The sequence below is a fragment of the Mucilaginibacter sp. GW822-FHT03E02 genome, from assembly GCF_058801545.1.
In genome coordinates this window covers 641,908-658,688 of sequence record NZ_JBXANJ010000002.1, presented here as the reverse complement: position 1 = coordinate 658,688, position 16,781 = coordinate 641,908, and the positions used below count along the sequence as shown (strand labels likewise).

Annotated in this window: 19 protein-coding genes and 2 tRNA genes; 6 read left to right on the top strand and 15 right to left on the bottom strand. The window is 42.4% G+C overall.

Annotation, left to right across the window (positions count from 1 at the left end; translation table 11 throughout):
- Window positions 1-4 precede the first annotated feature (4 nt).
- The 5 genes from aroC to AC1RM2_RS29460 form a co-directional block, all read right to left on the bottom strand.
- Window positions 5-1,099, bottom strand: a complete 1,095-nt coding sequence (aroC, locus tag AC1RM2_RS29480) for a chorismate synthase (protein WP_492988729.1) — start codon at window positions 1,097-1,099, stop codon at window positions 5-7.
- Between the two features lie 315 nt (window positions 1,100-1,414).
- A complete protein-coding gene (aroA, locus tag AC1RM2_RS29475; protein ID WP_492988728.1) occupies window positions 1,415-2,731 on the bottom strand; it encodes a 3-phosphoshikimate 1-carboxyvinyltransferase in 1,317 nt (438 codons plus the stop codon).
- Between the two features lie 97 nt (window positions 2,732-2,828).
- Window positions 2,829-3,956 (bottom strand): chorismate mutase, encoded by a 1,128-nt coding sequence (locus AC1RM2_RS29470; RefSeq protein ID WP_492988727.1) that lies wholly within the window; start codon window positions 3,954-3,956, stop codon window positions 2,829-2,831.
- Between the two features lie 111 nt (window positions 3,957-4,067).
- A complete protein-coding gene (locus AC1RM2_RS29465) occupies window positions 4,068-4,973 on the bottom strand; it encodes a prephenate dehydratase (RefSeq protein ID WP_492988726.1) in 906 nt (301 codons plus the stop codon).
- Window positions 4,974-5,245: 272 nt separating this feature from the next.
- A complete protein-coding gene (locus AC1RM2_RS29460; protein WP_492988725.1) occupies window positions 5,246-6,094 on the bottom strand; it encodes a PH domain-containing protein in 849 nt (282 codons plus the stop codon).
- A gap of 130 nt (window positions 6,095-6,224) precedes the next feature.
- Here AC1RM2_RS29460 and AC1RM2_RS29455 point away from each other — a divergent pair, with 130 nt between their 5' ends.
- Both AC1RM2_RS29455 and AC1RM2_RS29450 read left to right on the top strand, forming a co-directional pair.
- Window positions 6,225-6,470, top strand: a complete 246-nt coding sequence (locus tag AC1RM2_RS29455) for a hypothetical protein (RefSeq protein WP_492988724.1) — start codon at window positions 6,225-6,227, stop codon at window positions 6,468-6,470.
- Window positions 6,467-6,871 (top strand): type II toxin-antitoxin system VapC family toxin, encoded by a 405-nt coding sequence (locus tag AC1RM2_RS29450; protein ID WP_492988723.1) that lies wholly within the window; start codon window positions 6,467-6,469, stop codon window positions 6,869-6,871. The genes AC1RM2_RS29455 and AC1RM2_RS29450 overlap by 4 nt, the downstream gene beginning before the upstream one ends.
- A 7-nt stretch (window positions 6,872-6,878) precedes the next feature.
- Here AC1RM2_RS29450 and AC1RM2_RS29445 read toward each other — a convergent pair whose 3' ends face one another.
- The 3 genes from AC1RM2_RS29445 to AC1RM2_RS29435 are packed head-to-tail and all read right to left on the bottom strand — an operon-like array spanning window position 6,879 to window position 9,041.
- Window positions 6,879-7,772, bottom strand: a complete 894-nt coding sequence (locus AC1RM2_RS29445; RefSeq protein ID WP_492988722.1) for a sterol desaturase family protein — start codon at window positions 7,770-7,772, stop codon at window positions 6,879-6,881.
- Window positions 7,773-8,831 carry a 3-dehydroquinate synthase gene (gene aroB / locus AC1RM2_RS29440; protein ID WP_492988721.1) on the bottom strand — a complete coding sequence of 353 codons (1,059 nt, stop codon included), beginning with the start codon at window positions 8,829-8,831 and terminating at the stop codon, window positions 7,773-7,775. It abuts the gene before it with no gap.
- 3 nt (window positions 8,832-8,834) lie between these two features.
- Window positions 8,835-9,041 (bottom strand): RNA-binding S4 domain-containing protein, encoded by a 207-nt coding sequence (locus AC1RM2_RS29435; RefSeq protein ID WP_090650080.1) that lies wholly within the window; start codon window positions 9,039-9,041, stop codon window positions 8,835-8,837.
- Between the two features lie 58 nt (window positions 9,042-9,099).
- Between AC1RM2_RS29435 and AC1RM2_RS29430 the strand changes: the two genes are divergently transcribed.
- From AC1RM2_RS29430 to AC1RM2_RS29420, 3 genes are all read left to right on the top strand, one after another.
- Entirely contained in the window at window positions 9,100-10,305 is a 1,206-nt protein-coding gene (locus tag AC1RM2_RS29430; RefSeq protein WP_492988720.1) for a proline dehydrogenase family protein, read from the top strand.
- A 229-nt stretch (window positions 10,306-10,534) separates the two neighbouring features.
- Complete coding sequence (locus tag AC1RM2_RS29425) at window positions 10,535-10,942, top strand: DUF4199 domain-containing protein (RefSeq protein WP_090650085.1); 408 nt, start codon at window positions 10,535-10,537, stop codon at window positions 10,940-10,942.
- A gap of 190 nt (window positions 10,943-11,132) precedes the next feature.
- Window positions 11,133-11,206: transfer RNA gene (locus AC1RM2_RS29420), tRNA-Pro, on the top strand.
- 202 nt (window positions 11,207-11,408) lie between these two features.
- On the opposite strand, the gene AC1RM2_RS29415 is transcribed toward AC1RM2_RS29420, so the two are convergent.
- On the bottom strand, window positions 11,409-11,954 hold the full coding sequence (locus tag AC1RM2_RS29415) for a hypothetical protein (RefSeq protein WP_492988719.1): 546 nt from the start codon (window positions 11,952-11,954) through the stop codon (window positions 11,409-11,411).
- Between the two features lie 303 nt (window positions 11,955-12,257).
- On the opposite strand from AC1RM2_RS29415, the gene AC1RM2_RS29410 reads away from it, so the two are divergent.
- Window positions 12,258-12,331, top strand: a tRNA-Pro gene (locus AC1RM2_RS29410).
- Between the two features lie 470 nt (window positions 12,332-12,801).
- On the opposite strand, the gene AC1RM2_RS29405 is transcribed toward AC1RM2_RS29410, so the two are convergent.
- From AC1RM2_RS29405 to AC1RM2_RS29380, 6 genes are all read right to left on the bottom strand, one after another.
- A complete protein-coding gene (locus AC1RM2_RS29405) occupies window positions 12,802-13,296 on the bottom strand; it encodes a quercetin 2,3-dioxygenase (protein WP_492988718.1) in 495 nt (164 codons plus the stop codon).
- 47 nt (window positions 13,297-13,343) lie between these two features.
- The gene (locus AC1RM2_RS29400; protein WP_492988717.1) at window positions 13,344-14,216 is read right to left on the bottom strand and encodes a pirin family protein; all 873 of its coding nucleotides are present in this window, start codon (window positions 14,214-14,216) and stop codon (window positions 13,344-13,346) included.
- A 142-nt stretch (window positions 14,217-14,358) separates the two neighbouring features.
- Window positions 14,359-15,237 carry an NmrA/HSCARG family protein gene (locus AC1RM2_RS29395; protein ID WP_492988716.1) on the bottom strand — a complete coding sequence of 293 codons (879 nt, stop codon included), beginning with the start codon at window positions 15,235-15,237 and terminating at the stop codon, window positions 14,359-14,361.
- 118 nt (window positions 15,238-15,355) lie between these two features.
- On the bottom strand, window positions 15,356-15,937 hold the full coding sequence (locus AC1RM2_RS29390) for a Crp/Fnr family transcriptional regulator (protein ID WP_492988715.1): 582 nt from the start codon (window positions 15,935-15,937) through the stop codon (window positions 15,356-15,358).
- A 177-nt stretch (window positions 15,938-16,114) separates the two neighbouring features.
- A complete protein-coding gene (locus AC1RM2_RS29385; protein WP_492988714.1) occupies window positions 16,115-16,600 on the bottom strand; it encodes an adenylate/guanylate cyclase domain-containing protein in 486 nt (161 codons plus the stop codon).
- Window positions 16,566-16,781, bottom strand: coding sequence for an adenylate/guanylate cyclase domain-containing protein (locus AC1RM2_RS29380; RefSeq protein ID WP_492988713.1), 216 nt, complete (start codon window positions 16,779-16,781; stop codon window positions 16,566-16,568). The genes AC1RM2_RS29385 and AC1RM2_RS29380 overlap by 35 nt, the downstream gene beginning before the upstream one ends.

Below are 16,781 nucleotides of genomic sequence, written 5' to 3'. Positions count from 1 at the left end.
GCTTTTAGCTCAGTTTTGAATTACGGTTACGCAACCAATGGTCGGCCAAAACCAGTGCGGCCATAGCCTCAACAATAGGTACCGCGCGTGGCACCACGCAAGGGTCATGGCGGCCTTTGCCCGATATTTGGGCGGCGTTACCTTCGCTATCAATAGTGGCCTGGTTTTTCATGATGGTGGCAACCGGTTTAAAGGCTACTTTAAACTCGATAGGCATGCCATTGCTGATACCGCCCTGGATACCCCCCGAGTAATTGGTAATGGTTGTTATATCGCCTAAATGCGACTTTACAAAAATATCGTTATGCTCAGATCCCCGCATTTCGCTGCCGGCAAAGCCCGATCCAAATTCAAAACCGTGTACGGCGTTGATGCTTAGCATGGCTTTACCTAAATCGGCATGTAATTTGTCAAATACCGGGTCGCCTAAGCCAACGGGACAGTTTTTTATGTAGCAGCTTACCTTACCGCCAACGGTATCACCGTCTTTGCGTACGCTGTCAATAAACTCAATCATTTCTTCGGCTGTTGCTGGGTCGGCACACCTTACAATGTTTTTCTCGCGTTCGTCAATAAATTCCTGAACGTTTTTAATCTCCACATTAGGCGCGTAGATTTTGCCAACGCTGCTTACATGAGCCGCAATCTCGATGCCCTGTGTTTTGAGCAATAGCTTGGCCAATGCGCCTGCTGCAACACGTGCCGCCGTTTCGCGGGCTGATGAACGGCCACCGCCACGGTGGTCGCGAATGCCATATTTGGTTTGGTAAGTATAATCGGCATGGGAGGGGCGGAACACATCCACATTGTGGGTATAATCCTTTGATCGCTGATCTTCATTCGGGATCAGCATAGCGATGGGTGTGCCCGTGGTTTTTCCTTCAAATACGCCGGATAGAATCCGTACCGTATCTGCCTCTTTACGCTGTGTGGTAATCTTCGACTGGCCAGGCTTACGCTTATCCAGCTCGCCTTGTATATAATCGATATCAACTACCAATTGTGCAGGGCAGCCATCTATAATTACCCCAATGGCCTCGCCATGCGATTCGCCAAAAGTGGTTATCCTGAATACTTGCCCGAATGAATTGCCTGCCATTTTTTTAGATGTGAGATGTTAGATATGAGATTTGAGATAGCTCAATCCCGGGAATTTAATTCTAATTAAACCGTCATTGCGAGGTACGAAGCAATCCCCGACATGCTACGTCCCACATAGTTCGGGATTGCTTCGTACCTCGCAATGACGGGTGTGTTGTTTTTTTTCAGGGTTGCAAATTTCACTACGTCATTGCGAGCGTAGCGCGGCAATCTCGTCGGTTGCATGGTTGTCTTGCAAAGTTCGCGATTGCTTCGTGCCTCGCAATGACATATTTAGTGAATGACCTAACCTTTTCCCTTTCACCTTTTCCCTTTAACCTTCTACCGCTTCCACTGCAAACCCTTGCTTCGCCAAATCATTCCAAAATGCTGGGTATGATTTGTCGACTACCGGGCCGTTTTCAAATTCCAGTTGTGGAACAACCAGCGCCAGTGGTGCAAAAGCCATGGCCATACGGTGATCATGGTAGGTGTTGATGAACATACGCTCCGGGATGAATTTTTCGCTGCAATCCAGTTTATAAACCTGGCCTTTTTCAATGAGTTTAACACCCATTTTGGCAAGCTCGGTTTGTAAAGCTAAAACCCTGTCGGTTTCTTTGATCTTCAAAGTTTCTAAACCGGTAAATGTTGCTTCGTGACCTAATGCCGCGCACACTACAATTACGGTTTGTGCCAAATCCGGGCATTCCTTCATGTCGAAGATCTTACGGCTTAGTGGTTTGGCCTCTTTTAGTAAATGTACACCGCCATCTTTAAATTGCGATGTGATACCAAAGTTGGCCATTATCTCGGTTATCACGCTGTCGCCCTGCAGGCTGTATGCAGTTAAACCGGTCAGGAATATTTCTGCTTCATCGGCCAGGGCCGCAATGGCATACCAATATGATGCGGCGCTCCAGTCCGGTTCAATATATAATGATGTTGTTGCAAATTCCTGGTTGGCTATGGCAATCACATTGCCGGTCCAGGTGTGCTGGATGCCGGCTGTTTGTAACATAGCCAGGGTCATTTCTACATATGGGCGCGACGTTAGTTCGCCTTCAATATGTAATTCCAAACCAAGCGGTAACCGGGCTGCAATTAGCAAAAGTGCGGTAATGTACTGACTGCTGATGTTACCTTTGATACTGATTTGACGGCTTAGCTGCTCAAAACCACCTTTTAATTTAATAGGAGGGTAGCCCTCTTGTTCTTCAAAACCTATATGGGCACCAAGCACCGTCAACGCATCCACTAATACACCTATCGGCCTTTCCTTCATGCGCTGGCTGCCGGTTAAAATTACCTCGTCATCCTGTATGGCATAATAAGCCGTTAAAAAACGCATCGCCGTACCGGCCGGGCCGATGTCGACAGTGGTGAGTGGTGAGTGGTGAGTAGTGAGTGGTGAATCGTGAGTGGTGAGTGCTTCCCCGCTGCTAACTGCCAACTGACTACTGCCAACTGACGACCTCAAAATGCCTGCTAACAACACAGAATCGGCCGAATCGGATACATTATCTACCTTAACCTTACCGTTGCTCAGCGCTTCGATAATGAGGGCACGGTTACATTCACTTTTTGAACCGGTGAGGTTAACCGTGCCTTTTATATACTTATTACTTTTACTCAGGATGATGTTTTGCATCGTTTGGATAGTCTTAAGTCCTAAGTCGATAGTCTGAAGTCAAAAGCCAATAGATTAAACCACTTTTGACTTTTGACTTTTAACTTTTGACTTAAAATTACGCGTGTGTTAGTTTTTCTGCTGCCTGGCCTGCTTCGCTGGCGTTCATGATGGCTGTTTGCCTGCTGATAGATTCGGCGTGTAAAAGCTCCAGTAATTTTTCGGTAAACTCGCTGCCTAATTTTAATGCTTTAGCGTAGTTAGTACGTTTTTGCAGAATTTCGTCCCAACGGCCAACCTGTAAAATGGTGATGCCATTATCTTTTTTATGCTGACCAATTTTATCTGCAATAAGCATGCGTTCGGCAATTTTCTGGATAACTAAATCGTCAATTTTATCAATCTGGTTGCGTAGCTCGGCCAGTTTATCGTTAACCTCGGCGTTGCGTACCTCTGGTTTACGTAAAGCCAAATGACTGATGATATCAGCAAGTGCAGCAGGGGTAACCTGTTGTTTAGCATCTGTCCAGGCTACGCTTGGATCGATGTGCGATTCGATCATTAAACCTTGCATATCCAAATCCAAAGCTTTTTGTGAAATGTAACCAATAAGGTCGCGGTTACCCGATATGTGGCTTGGATCATTAATGATAGGCAACTCAGGCGCTAAAGTTTTTAAGGCGATAGCGATATCCCACATTGGCTCGTTACGGAAAGCAGATTTTTCGTAAGATGAAAAACCACGGTGAATAGCAGCAAGTTTAGTAATACCGGCGTTGTTGATACGCTCTAAAGCGCCAATCCATAAAGAAAGATCGGGGTTTACCGGGTTTTTAACCATTACCGGTACATCAACACCACGTAAAGCATCAGCAATTTCCTGTACGGTAAAAGGGTTTACTGTTGAACGGGCGCCAACCCAAAGGATATCAACACCTGCCTTTAAAGCTTCTTCAACATGTTTACCGGTAGCTACTTCAATAGCGGTTGGCAAGCCTGTTTCGGCTTTAGCGCGTTTTAACCACTCCAAACCAATTGAGCCAATACCTTCAAACTCTCCCGGGCGGGTACGTGGTTTCCAGATACCTGCGCGTAAGGCAGAAATTTTACCGGTTTGGGCTAATAAGTGAGCGGTTGCAACCAGCTGATCTTCAGTTTCGGCGCTGCAGGGGCCTGCAATTACCAATGGTTCTTTACCGGTTTTAATCCAGGTATGAAGCGGCTGTATGTTTAAATTTAGTTTCATTGTGTTTGTTATTTGTTCCGGCTACTTGTTTTTTTAACCGGGGTTGTTTTATGTTTTAATTTTTTGATTTCCTGTTTGGTTCGGTGACCTTGCGGGATCGCCTTTATTTGTTTAAACGTTGCGGCGAATGTTGATATATCGCCTGCCGCGGTCAATTCGTTGGGGTTTGGGTGCTACTGATGGTTCGTCATCGTGTCTTTCATATTCGCCAAGTATGTTAAAGTTTTGTGTGTATTTCAGTATCTGCCGTATAGCGCTATCGTAGTGTTTCTGCTCGTCCCACTCCACATCTACATAAAAATTGTATTCGTTACGCTTACCAAGAATAGGCATGGATTGTATTTTGCTCATGTTTAAACCTTCTTCGGCAAAAATGTTAAGCACTTTGGCCAAAGCCCCAACCTTATTACTTACCTGGAAACAAAGCGACGCTTTATTGGCCGGTTTTTTATCCATGTTGTCATGGTGGGTTAGGATCAAAAAGCGGGTAAAGTTCCGTTTGTTTGATTCGATGCGGCGCTCCAAAACATCAAGGCCATAAAGTGTTGCCGCCAATGAATTGGCGATAGCTACCGTATCCGTTAATTGTTCATCGCGGATGCGCTTGGCGCAGGCGGCGGTATCGCTGCTCTCCACAATTTTAAGGTGCGGGTACTCGTCAAAAAAATCAACACACTGGCGCAGGGCAATAGGGTGCGAGGTTACGTATTTTACATCCTCAAACTTTACACCAGGCAAAGCCATCAGGTGCAGTTGAATGGGCAGGTAAATTTCGCCTACAACAGGGAAACCATAATCTAACAGTAAAGTATAGTTAGGTAATATGCTGCCGGCAATGCTGTTTTCAATAGCCATTACCACATAATCGGCCTCGCGGTTTTTTAAACTTTCAAAAGTTTGTTTAAAAGAGTTGCACTCAATCATCTGGGCGTTTTCGCCAAAATAACGCAGGCCGGCTTCTTCGTGGAAGGAGGCGCGGATTCCCTGTATGGCAACTCTTGGTTTTTCTATTTTCATAACCCCTGTTAATGCAAAAAGTCCCGGCATTTTGTGCCGGGACTTTTTAAATTTTTTATGTGTGTTTAGTACATATTAGTCCCGGCTCTTACTGGTAAAGTAAAAGTAGTAACCATAAAAATATGCACTGTTAAATTTCATTTGTTTTTTATTACGTTGTAAATGTACGGTAAAAAATGATTCTGTCAATAGAAAATTTTATTTTTTGATGAAAAAAGTGGGTGAACCAAATTTTATATTGTAAAAATGCGTTTTGACTTCTTTTGTGGTGCCTAATCGTGGTCATAAACAACTGGAATATTCAATTTTTCAGGGAATTTGCTCAAAAGATCATATCTCGATATCAGCAGGTTTGAAAGTTTAAGGCATTGATTATCGTTAAACACAATCCCGGTATCTTCAAATAAACTCGATCGCCGCGAACTTCGGTCACGATAAATAGCTATCTTTTTAATGTCCTTTTTATAGTATACGACAATGCTATTTTTATCTTTTCCGAAAGAAAACCTATCATTACCGCGCGAAATTTGAAGGTATTGCTGCCGCTTTTCAAAAACCTTATAAAATATCAATAAAATAATTGCCCCAATTGCCAGCATAGGCAGAGCAAGACCCACGATATCTTTATTGCTTTGACTGGCATCCAGCATAACTCCGGCAAACAATAACAAATAAATAACCGGAATGCTCATAACCAAGGCAATCCGCAGGGGTTTCATCCTGTACTCAAAGTTATTGGTAATAAAATGTGGCTTGTTCCCGATATTAAAAAAATGCTTCTCGAAAACGCTTGGATCCAATGTTTTATTGAAAAAATCGGCAACAAGTTTTTCTGCGGCCTCAATATCGGCAGCGTGGTATTCGTATAAATGATTATCCCTGTCAAGATAGTAAACACAAAATTTGCCGCCGAAATAAAGCCCCAGTTTTAGATAATTAATATCATCGTCCTGAATAGTTACCGATGGGCCGGTTAGTTGAATATCGGTTAAGGGGCGCTCTAAATCCCAGGGAAAGTCTTTTATCAGTTGAATTGTTTCATCCAAATTTCTTGGCTGCTCGTCAGAGAATTCACCTTTTTCGTAAGTGTTATGTTGTAGTTTGGATATAAGTTGTGGCATAAAGCTGGAATCGGTTAGTCCAAATATAGTATGCAAATTGATTTGGTACCCTTATAAGGACAAATTATTATGCCTAAAAAAATGACGATTGATTTGTATATTTGTTTAAATAGAATGTAAAAACATACATATGCAAACAGCTGGTATAAATAAAAAATTGGTGGATGGTTATCTTGAGCTTTTTAAAAACTTAAGCCCCGATAATAAGCTTGACCTTATTTCTGGCTTGTCCGACTCTTTAAAATCTGACAAGAAACAAGGGTCAGCTACATTAAAATCTATTACGGGCGATTTTATACCAGAAAAATCAGCTGAGATAATAATTGAGGATTTAAAAAAGGCAAGGAAGTTTACGAGAGATACCGAAGCATTTTGAAACAATACCTTCTTGATACCAATATTTGCATCTACCTTTTAAAAGGACTTTATAATCTCGATGAAAAAATTGAGGCAATTGGATTCGACAGATTCTTTCTTTCTGAAATAACAATTGCAGAGCTAAAATTTGGAGCCGAGAATAGTGATTTTCCGGATAAGAATGCTCGAAAGATAGTGCAACTTCAAGAATGGTTTACCACAATACCCATCTTCAATTCATTAGATATTTACGCTAAAGAGAAGGCCAGATTAAAGAAAGCGGGTAAGATATTAGATGATTTTGATTTACTGATTGGCGCAACTGCTATCTACAACAATTTAACTTTGGTTACAAGAAACGTATCTGATTTTGAAAGACTTAATGATATTGAGATAGAAAATTGGGCAATTGCCGAGTAAATACACACTACGCCGCCTTCTCCTCATATTCCCGCTGCATTACCCTTGCAGTTTGCGTACTGCCGTCATGGCTCCAGCCCGGCGGGTTAAATAAATAACCAAGCTTGTTTTTAACGCCTGGCGCATGTTTAACATCGTGTATCAACGCCTTCCACTCGTGGAATATAACGTTTACCGGACCCCTGTCATCGGGTTGTTTTGTAATGCCGTATTTAACAGGTTCGGGCAAATCCTCGTCTCTGAAGGTGCCAAATATCCTGTCCCATAAAATTAATACCATGCCCATGTTTTTATCAAGATAGGGGATGTTTGATGCATGGTGTACGCGGTGATGTGCTGGTGTTACAAAAATCCACCCATACCATTTTGGCAACGGGATTTTATATTGGGTATGTACCAGGTTACCATAAAACTGGGTAACCAGGTAGGCATACAAAATATCTAAAGCGGTAAAGCCAAACAGCGCGAGCGGTAAGTAAAAAAACACCCTGTACAACGGCTCAAACACGGTTGACCTGAAACCGGTAGTGAAGTTGAAGTGTTCTGACGAGTGGTGAGTTACGTGTATAGCCCAAAAAATGCGGCAATAATGGCCAATATAATGCAGCAGCCAATACAAAAAATCCTGCGCAACAATCAGTACAAACCAATATAGCCAAACGTTATGGATTTGAAACAACCTGTACCTGTAAGTGAAACTCAGGATGATAAATGTACTGCCTTTTACTATCAGGTTGGTTACAACGGCAAGCGAGGTGAGATAAATGTTGGTAAAAGTATCGCGTGTTTCGTAGTAATGCCTGTCTTCCCAATAACTTAAACCCATTTCTACAAGGGTTAAAATAACTAAAAGGCAAAGTATTACAATGGCGCTTATTTCCGTTTTATCTAAGTGCTGCATTTACAAGTTAATATAATACAATAAACTATCGCAAAGTTCGGCTTCTGTGCAGATATTATCAATATTACATTGACCAATGTTGGTCAGCAGGGTGCAATTTATATTTCCGCTTTGGTTCTTCTTGTCCTTCTTCATGAACTCGAACAACGTTTCGAAGCTTGATTGTTTGATGGTATAACGCGGATACAGGTTATTCAGTGTATCTGTTATCTGTTTTAACTCTTCGGCCGGCAGACCTGTTTTTTTATAGGCCAGGTACGATTCGCAGATCATGCCTATTGCAATGGCCTCGCCATGTGATAAATGATCTTTATCGTTGATCAATGAATAGGTTTCAACGGCATGGCCAACGGTGTGACCAAAGTTTAAAGCCTTGCGGATCCCTTTTTCATGCGGATCCTCCACGGTAATTTTATTTTTTATGGCGACAGACCGGTGCACCAGCTCGGCAGATGGTTTGCTCAGGTCGCTGGTTTTTAACTGGTTCCAATAAGCGGCGTCCTGGATAAGCCCATGTTTTAACATTTCGGCCAGGCCGGATAGGATTTGTTTTGGGGGCAGGGTATCTAAAAAGCCCAATTCAATAAATACAGCTTTGGGTTGTGTAAAGGTACCTATGATGTTTTTAATGCTATCGATATCGATGCCGGTTTTACCGCCTACTGATGCATCTACCTGCGATAATAGGGTAGTAGGTACGTGTACAAAATCAATCCCGCGTTTAAATGTCGATGCGGCAAAGCCGCCCAGGTCGCTGATAACGCCGCCGCCAAGGTTAATAAGCAGGCTTTTACGGTCGGCCCCAAAATCAATCAGCATTTTCCAGATGCCGATGCAAAAGTCAATGTCCTTGCTTTCTTCGCCGGCGTTTATTTCAATGATGTCAAAATTGTCCTGGTCTTCTATCTTGCTTTTTACAAGGGGCAGGCAATGTTGGGCGGTATTTTCATCAGTTAAAATAAAAAAACGAGAGTAGTTGCCTTGTTTTACAAAATTGGCAAGTTCATCAATACTATTTTCAAAAAAAATGGGGTAATTATCGCTCTGAATGGTGTCCATAATTTAAATAACCATGATTTTATTTCCTCTGAATTCAACCAGGTCGCCTCGTTTTACTTTAAGGCGTTTGCGGTAATCAACCTGTCCGTTATAGCTTACTTCGCCCTCACTTACAACTATTTGCGCCTCGCCTCCGGTGGGTACCAGGCCGGCTGCTTTTAGTAGTTGTATCATCGGGATAAAGTCGCCGTTTAACTTAAATTCAATCATGGTGGGCAAAAATAAACTATTCATGGAATAATGAGTTATCATTTTTATAATTTTGCGCATGCTTTCTAACGAAACTAATAATACTTCCAAACACGGTAAGCCCTCTTTTGAAAATACAGAAATAGCTTTTCGTCATTCATCTAATGCAGATCTTAGCCGTGCTTATTGGTTATTCAGGATCATCAATGTTAACTTTTTGGTAAAGATAGGTCCCCCGGTAACCAACTTTGCCATTAAAATAGGCCTGCCGATTAAGGGTATCATCAAGGCTACCATATTTAAACACTTTTGCGGCGGCGAAACCATTGCCGAATGTGATAATACCATTAAAAACCTGTACAGCGGCGGGGTAGGTACTATTTTAGATTACTCGATAGAAGGAGAGGACGATGAAGCCGTTTTTGATAACACCCGGGACGAGATCATCCGAACGATAGTACGGGCCTCAAAAGATAAAGCAATACCGTTAACCGTATTTAAAATAACCGGAGTTGGTCGTTTTGCTTTGTTAGAGAAGCTTGACGCCCGCCTGCCACTTACGCCCGATGAGGAAAGTGAATGGCAAAGGGTGCAAAGCCGGGTATTAGCCATTTGCGATAAAGCCCATAAAAGCAACGTGCCGGTGATGATTGATGCCGAAGAAAGCTGGATACAGGAAACGATTGACCTGCTGGCTTTAACCATGATGACGCAATTTAACACCAAGCAGCCCATTGTTTATAACACCTACCAAATGTACCGCCACGATAAGCTGGCATCGATATTAAACGACCACGAGATTGCAAAAGGCGAGGGCTTTATATTAGGGGCCAAAATTGTGCGCGGCGCTTACATGGAAAAAGAGCGTAAGCGTGCCCTGGAAATGGGTTACAATTCGCCAATTCAGCCTGATAAAAAATCAACAGACCTGGATTATGACTCGGCATTGGATTATTGTACCAGCCATATTAACGAAATTGCCTTTATTGCCGGCACCCACAACGAGGAAAGCTGCCGCCTGCTGGCCGAGCTTTTGGATACCAAGGGTATCGATCATAAGCACCCGCACGTATATTTTTCGCAGTTACTGGGCATGAGCGACAACCTGAGCTTTAACCTGGCCGATGCGCAGTACAATGTGGCCAAATATGTGCCCTACGGGCCAATAAAAGCCGTGCTGCCATACTTGTTCCGCCGTGCACAGGAAAATACCGCCATTGCGGGCCAAATGAGCCGTGAACTGAGTTTGATAGTGAAAGAACGGAGAAGAAGAGGCAAGAATTAAGAGTCAAGAATCAAGACAGAAAAAATATGGGCCGTTAAATTTTAGCGGCTTTTTTATTGCAGTATTTTGGGCGGGCGCTGTTCGGTACTGTTTTAATTAGGGGGGAGGACTGATCAGTTGCTCACAAATTTGAAGTTGAATTAACGCTAATAAAAAGACATTATTTCCTGATAAACAGCTAAAAATTTTGCATTTTTATATCAGGCATTATCATGTGCCACCCTAAATTATGAAAAATGCATTTGTAACAGGTTTAATCCTGGGTATCCTTAGTGGTACCTGGTTGTTCATCATGCGGTCGTTTGGGTATAACAGCACCGGGAACCATGTAAGTCCGGTTGAATATTTGTCGTTGCTGATACCTTTTTGCGGTGTTTATTTTGGGGTGAAACGCTACCGTGAGGATGATAAGCAGGGCGAGATCGGTTTTTTTGATGCCTTATTTCAAAGCTTTAGGATTTTGCTTATCGGTGGCCTGTTTGCCTGTTTGGCAGGCATCGTTTACATTAACTATTTTGATATGGCGAGCAACCTGTTCGCTTTTTCGGGCAGGCTGTTCGGCGGGTTGGTTATTGGTATATTAATTTGCTTAGGAGTGTCTGCCGCATTAATGAATAAATCGAGCAAGCTGAATTAATAGGAGCGTGACTATAGCCAATGATTTGTAGGACATAAACTATCATCTATAGCTTCGAATAGTATAACGCAAAAGAATATTTAAGGTCAAATGTGCGCTAATGAAGAGGTTATAATTTAACTTGAAATTTAATTAAAAAAAAATTTTGCAACTTGATTAAAAATCCTACTTTTGCCAACCCAATCGGGAACGGGATGTAGCGTAGCCCGGTATCGCGCCACATTTGGGATGTGGAGGCCGCAGGTTCGAATCCTGCCATCCCGACTAAAAGCGATGCCAGATCAAATCAAAACCCTCTGAATTAAAATTTCGGAGGGTTTTTTGTTTGAAAAAACGTCGCAAGGCAAAAAAAATATCTTTTAACCATGTTGGCTGCTGCTTTTGCTGTTAATAGGATGTTAAAAATGAAAAGCGGGATTGTTGTAATCAACAGTCCCGCTTTTGTTATTCGCAAGTGGTGGTACTTTTACTCGGTTTTTTTCACCGTTGTGGTGGTAGTAGTCGTTTTTGTTGCCACCGGTGTTTTTTTATAAACACGACGATATACATGTACAGGCTTTTTTGAAGCAGTTGTTTTATGCGCAACAACATGAGTACTTGAACTGGTTGTAACAATCGGCGTTATTTCCGTTGTAGTTTTAGTAACTTCTGTTGTTTTTGGTGTTGGAGGCGGCGCTGGCGCCGGTGTTGGTTCCGGAGCAACTACAGGTACCGGTACCTGCGATTTTACGGTATCATGCACTACAACTACGGTTGGTGGTGGCGGTGCCGGCGCTAGTTTTGGCGGTTCAGGTAAATGGCCTGTTACAGCGCCATCGGCTGCTCCGCTTATTGCGCTGGCCGTGCCGCTGCCCTCCACTTTGATTTTTGTTATTGTACGGCCGTGGGCGCTTTTTTTTACTTTCTTTTTTATCTCCACTTTGTTATTTGTGGTGTCCTGGACCTGGGCTCCGGTAGTTTGAATGCACCATATAATGCTGGCTGCAAACAATATTAAACATATCTTTTTCATAGAAAAAAGTTTTAGTTAGATGATATTATTGTAACATGTTGATTACAATTTTGTTTTCAATTTTAAAATTGTTTATAAGGACATTCAATTGACGGCTTTAAAAATAGCTTCTCAGATATATGATTTTTTGATGCGATACAAATGCTAATAAGTTTGTTTTGCCGTTATAAACTACTACCATGCCAGGTTTGATGCCGGTCATCTGTAGACCGGGAGACTGACAGCAGTTATTTCTTACCGATGATTTTTTAAGAAGTTTTGATTAATTGAATTATAATATTACCTTTGCAACCCCAACGGGAACGGGATGTAGCGTAGCCCGGTATCGCGCCACATTTGGGATGTGGAGGCCGCAGGTTCGAATCCTGCCATCCCGACAAAAAGCGATACCAACCAGTATCAAAAAGCCTTTAAATCTATGATTTAAGGGCTTTTTGTTTTATTGAACTTTGGTGACCCTTAAACGGGAATACCTTTAACAATTATTCTGCTTGACCCTTTTTTTTAAATTAATAGTGAGTTATAAAATAAAAAAGTCCGTGGTAAAACGAAAATTCGTTCTGTTCACGGACTTGTACCCATCAGCAGGAATACTTTCAATATTTAGAAAGCTTTTTAAGGCTTATAGAACCCATAATCCAGGATTTGAAAGTTAAAGGAATCATAAAATAGTTGTTTTCTCAGGATACTTTATGACGTAAACGGTGAATGATTTTATAGTTACCGCGCTTGAATAGAACCCGGAATTTGCAATTGTCAAAAAGAGCTATTTGGCTGCGTGACTGTACCCCGAACTATTTGCTTGAGGACTTGAGGAAAATAATATTTTGAGTCTTGCAGCCCATACTTAGTCTTCGATAGCCGCTCGCTCGATGCCGTACTTCGGTGCCGCCGCTTTCATGCGGGCGATTTCGGCCTCGTCGACCGGGGGCGCGGGGCCGTCATTGATTGCCGGCTGACCAGATTCGCGGAAGAAATCCTCGATCCCGCCGGGCGTGAAAGTCAGGAGGATCCGGCTTGGGGTAGCCGCGGTGTTGCGGAAGTAGTGCGGCGTACCGCGTGGCCCAAAGGCGAACCCGCCGGGCCCGATGGCATGCACCTCATCGCCGATATGGATTTCGAAGGTTCCATCGAGCACATACCAAAACTCGTCCTCGCTGGTGTGGATGTGCGGCGGAGGCCCGCCGCCAGGGGTAGTCAGGCATTCAACTACTGTATAGCTTTTACCGGTGGTCGCAGCGGTCGCCTTGAGCGTCAACGTATCGGCTACAAACCAGATGCGCTCTCCTTCGCCTGCGGCCATGGCAAAGCCCTTAACGATGTTGGTGTTGTTGTTATTCATAACAGGATTCATTTAATACTTTATGATGATATTCATCCCGGGCTAATTTATTTTTGTGCTGTTAGTTTTATCTTCCCATATTTTCCGTCATGAAAATCCCGGTAAGCAGTTGTTATTTCTGATTGCGAATTCATTACAAACGGACCTTCTGCTACTACAGGTTCTGTATATTCTTCACCGCCAAATAACAGGACATCGATGGTTGTTAAAGAATTGTTTTTTATTTCAATTTCTCCGGCCATTTTGTCAAACTCAATAAATTCACCTGCCTGAAACTCAGTGTCGTTTAGCATCACATTTTGTATGGGTAAAAAGGCCGCAACTTCTGTTTCACTTTCTATTGCTACTGAAAATTGTGCCCCTGCTTTTAATTGAATATGATACAAAAACTGCTTAGAATAATTCGGGATTTTCGAACTCAATTCTTCATAGTTCCCAACAATAACCTTTAACCAACCACCTTCATTCGGCAATTCTTTTTTGGGGACTTCGTTGGCTTGTATAGCGATATGAGCAGGCTTTTCGGCTTTATTTTTTGCAGGTAAATTTATCCAAAACTGAAAACCCTGGATAAATTTGCTCTCTGTTTGGGAATCATAATTTAGATTTTCATCGTGAATTATTCCATTACCGGCTTTCATCCACTGGGCGCCTCCTGAACGAATTATCGCCTCATTTCCCGCACTGTCAAAATGCTCTACTTCGCCCTGAAGAATGTAAGTTAATGTTGCAATGCCCCGGTGCGGATGGGCTCCCATACCATTTTGTGTTATGGTTTCTTTAACAACCGGGCGAACATAATCGAGAAATACAAAGGGACCCACTTTGTTGGCGTACCGATTAGGCAACATTCGTTGGATTGATAGCTGGCCTACTGCGGCACTATTGCCTGTTGTTGAGAAACTCGTTTTCTTTTTCATCAGAATATGATTTGTTTTTTCGTTTTATAATTCGTTTTTTATTGGCACTCAAGAAGGCTTCGCCGTTTTAAATGGAGATGAAGCTATCATGAGCTATACTCATTTTGTTTTTTGAGTGGTAGCTCATGATGGTTTCATTTTCTTAATTGTTTTTACTCAACCATTCCTGCAGGCCAACAAATTCGCCGGTGGCAATTTCTTTTGCCAATTCAATCCGTGATTCCGAACCTGGGCCCATGTACGTGTGTTTTTCAAAATACCCGAACATATCTGCTAACTCCTTTGCTCCTTCAAAAAAAGTTGAAAACACTTCAGCCGGCACTTGCGAAAAGCTATGGTCTTTGCCATTGGTTTTATAGGCTTCTATGATATCATTAAAACTGTACAACCCGGTTGCCAGGGCAAGGTAATTACCGTTTCCAACTTTTTCGGGCTGCAAAAATGCACCGGCGACAACTTTTCCCAGGTCATTAATATCCGACATGTGAATCGCTTTTTTTGTTGGGTCAATCGGTAGTGTCCAGCCGGTTGTGCCATCTTGTTTTGGTTGTGGTCCCAGCATTCCAACAAGGTTTTGAAAATAAAACGGCGGCTGAACAAATGTTATATATTTGAACCCTGCACTTTTTACCAGCTCATCTACCTTGGCTTTGCCACTAAAATGAGGTACTTCAAATCCTGCTTCACTAATAAGCTCAACATCCGGGAGTGTTGACCAAATAAAATGTTGTACACCTGTTGCTTTTGCTGCTTCAATGGCATTTTTACCCTGAGTAATTTCGTCGGCACCTTCCCAAAAGTTGGTTACCACAAATACACCATAAGCATTTGTAAAAGCATCTTTTAAGGATTGCAAATCTTTTAGATCTGCGTAAACTGCTTCATTTGCCTTGCCTGTATATTCTTCCGGATTACGGGTTATTGCTTTCACATTAAAAGAGCCTTCGTTTACAAGGGCATTTACAATACCCTTGCCTTGTGCGCCTGTTGCTCCAATTACTACTATTGTTTGCTTTTTCATCTGTTTTGTTTTATGATGTAAAATTGCAGCAACAGCACGCCCCGAAACGATGAGAAATGATAAAAAAAAGCGTTGATATTTATCAACGCTTTTGTAAAATCAAAAACCAAAATAGAAGTTATTTACTTGCTTGTTTTCTAATTCTGCTTAAAGTTTCTTTGGTTATACCCAAAAAAGAAGCAATGAGATGCTGGGGAAATCGTTGAATAAATTGAGGATGGTTTTCAGCAAATTCTTCATAACGTTTTTCTGCTGTATTACTAATGGCAGAACTCAATCTTCGCTGAGAAACAATGAAACTTCTTTGGTCCATTAATCTTGTCATTTGTCCAAATGAAGGTACTTTTTCTATCAGATCCAGCATATCTGCTACCATGGCAACGAGTAGTTCGGTATCTTCCCAGGCATCAATATAATACTTCGATGGTGTAAGCATGACAGCACTTTCACGGTCGCTTGCCCAATAATTTTCAATGTATAACTGTACAATGTGCTCCACCCCTTTGTCATCTACGCTATATTGCCGCATAGCGCCTTTTACAATAAAACCAACGTATTTACACACATTGCCTTCTTCTAAAAAGTATTGCTTTTTTCTGAGCTTTTTGGGTTGGAAAGCAGCTACAATTAACGCTTCTTCATCACTTGTAAGTGGCAACGTAGCATATCGCCTGATGTAGTCTAAAAGCTTGCTGTGCATTGATTTTGATGATAAATTAAACCGATGCAAAGATATAAAGAATGCTACGTAATGTAGTTCATTGCACAGTGCCCGAAAGTGAATCTCATTACGGAGAATCATCCGCTTGATTTGTACGTGGGGCAATTCTGGAAAAATCAGTAAAAATGTTCCGTACTGATCAGCCGTACTTATGGGTTAACCGGAAATGGCTAATAAATAGTCCAGGTTTGGTTGATGGCGGTTACTATATGGTTTTCCTGCCAGGCGAACCTGCTGACCTCCACGGATTCCCTGCAACTGCACGGTTTGATAATGGGCGATAGCTCCGTCGCTTGCTAATAACTGGTATGCATGCTCTGAAATGATCATATCATTATTCAGCTCTTTAGTTTTTGCCTGTAGCCTGGATGCAAAGTTGACGGGAAGGCCCATTACAGATAATTGTGGAGCGTTATCCAGCCCAAACTCGCCAACAAAAACTTTACCGGCATGCAGACCGACACCAATCTCAAGCGGGCCTCCATAATAAGGTTCGTCATAAGCTTCGTTGTACAGGCTAACTGTTTGGAACATCACTTTGGCGGCCAGGTAAGCATTGTTTACAGATTCTTTCAACCCGGTTTGCAAACCAAATACGGCGTATAAACTATCGCCCGCTATTTCTACCACCTTTACCTTCAAATTTCTTGATGATTTGATTGAATGCGGTGAACAAACGGCGCACAATTTGAATAACGGTTTTACCAGACTGTGCTTCCATTAAGCCGGTGAAATTCCGGAGATCGAGAAACAGGATGGCAAGTTCCTGCTCTTTGTCTGGGGGAGCAGGGGCCGGGTTCATCATGAAATAATTATTTTCCAT